The sequence below is a fragment of the Anoxybacillus sp. UARK-01 genome (genome assembly GCF_002075365.1).
Lineage (GTDB): Bacteria > Bacillota > Bacilli > Bacillales > Anoxybacillaceae > Anoxybacteroides > Anoxybacteroides rupiense.
On record NZ_NASY01000059.1, the window covers coordinates 1 to 1,857 of the forward strand.

Below are 1,857 nucleotides of genomic sequence, written 5' to 3' on the forward strand. Positions count from 1 at the left end.
CCTAACATCGATGACCTGCAACGTCTGCCAAAACAAGCGACCGATGCAGCGGTTGCTGTTGCGCCACGCCATTTTGGCACCATGCTCCAGCTCTTCATACGTATGGCTATAAGTGCCCGTTTGCTCCATTTCATCGCGGATTTGCTGCAAACGCTGGCTGATTGTTTCTTCACTTTTTCCCAATTCCTGATAGCACAACCGAATAAACTGCACTGCTTCATTCCATAACCGTTCTTGATTGCGCAATATACGTCCCTCAATTTCCTTGTGTTTTTTCATCTGTTCGTCCAAAGTCATTGTATCAAAAAATAGGGCCCATGTCCGGAGCCCTATTTCACTTTTCACATTTTCTCCATATTCATCTGAAATGATGATTGCAGCTTAGCTGTGCGGTGTTTAGCGACAAGATGATAGTAAATATAGCACGCCACCATAAATGGAATCCCGCAATAAAGCGCCAGCCGCTGATCCGGAATAAAAGCAAGGCTAATAATAACGACTACATTTAACGAAAACGCCAAAAGAGGAACAATCGGATAAAGCGGTGTCCGATATTTTAAATCAGCCACATTGCCTCCCTGCTTTAAAAATGCTCTTCTTGCTAAATAGTTTGATAGAGCGATAGAGGCCCATACGGTAACAGCGCCAAATCCGGCAATTGAAAGCAACCATACATAAACGGTATCCTCAGCAAAAATACCACATAGCAAAGATAGGCAACCAATTAACATACTTGCGATCAGTGCATTAATCGGGACGCCATTTTTGGAGAGCTTACTGAAAATCGGACTTACCATTCCTTGGCGAGACATGGACCAAAGCACACGCGAAGTAGCATAAAGGCCAGAGTTAGCTACAGATAAAACAGCCGTAATAATGACAAAATTAACAATATCCGCAGCATACGGAATTCCGATATTGTCAAATACGACCACAAACGGGCTCTCCACTAATCCTGCTTTTTCCCATGGGAACAACCCCGCCAAAACAAAAATGGCCAACACAAAGAAAAGCAAAATTCGCCAAACCGTGTTATTGATTGCCCTTGGCACGGTTTTTTCCGGGTTTTCGCTTTCCCCAGCCGCAACACCCACAAGCTCTGTTCCTTGGAAAGAGAAGTTAACGCCAATCATCGTGACCAAAATCGCAGCAAGACCGTTTGGAAATAATCCGCCATGATCTGTGAAGTTGGAAAACAGCGGAGCCGCCTGACCGCCTTTCATTTCAAGCAGGCCGAACATAGCAGCTCCACCTAATAAAATGAAGGCAATAATGGTAAGGACTTTAATGCTGGAAAACCAAAATTCGACCTCGGCAAAGCTTCTTGATGATAACGCATTAATGGAAAATAAAACAACGGCAAAAATGACGCACCAAATCCAAGAAGGGACATCTGGAAACCATCGTTTCATTAAAATGCTGACGGTTAAAAGTTCTAAACCGACCGTTACCGACCAATTCAACCAAGAAAGCCAGCCGATCACATAACCGGCAGAAGGAGATATAAACTTTGTGGCGTAGGTTTGATATGAGCCCGCATCAGGCAAAGACACGGCCAATTCCCCAAGACAAAGCATCGTTAAATACATCACAAATCCACCAAATAAATAAGCCACAATGGCTCCGCCCGGACCTGCTTCATGAATCGTATATCCCGAACCTAAAAACAAGCCTGTTCCGATCACTCCACCGAGCGCGATCATGAACAAATGCCTGCTTTTCAGTTCGCGCTTCAAACCATGTGTTGTTTGCATTTATCCATTCCCCCTTTTGAAAACATGATCATGTAAGCGCTTTATATTTTCGTGACAATAAGTATCGTTCACTCCTTTCGACCATCTTAAGAATATTTTAGTT

General features: G+C 43.8%; 2 protein-coding genes. Both read right to left on the reverse strand.

Translation table 11 applies throughout. From position 1 onward, the window contains the following. On the reverse strand, positions 1-279 hold a 279-nt coding region (locus B6A27_RS18230; RefSeq protein ID WP_148663873.1), incomplete at its 3' end, for a nitric oxide synthase oxygenase. Positions 280-341: 62 nt separating this feature from the next. After that, positions 342-1,754 carry an amino acid permease gene (locus B6A27_RS18235; RefSeq protein ID WP_066146602.1) on the reverse strand — a complete coding sequence of 471 codons (1,413 nt, stop codon included), beginning with the start codon at positions 1,752-1,754 and terminating at the stop codon, positions 342-344. Between the last annotated feature and the right edge of the window lie 103 nt (positions 1,755-1,857).

Coding starts and splice junctions, on each gene's coding strand:
- B6A27_RS18235 (WP_066146602.1), bottom strand. CDS start 1,754: ATGCAAACAACACATGGTTTGAAGCGCGAACTGAAAAGCAGGCATTTG.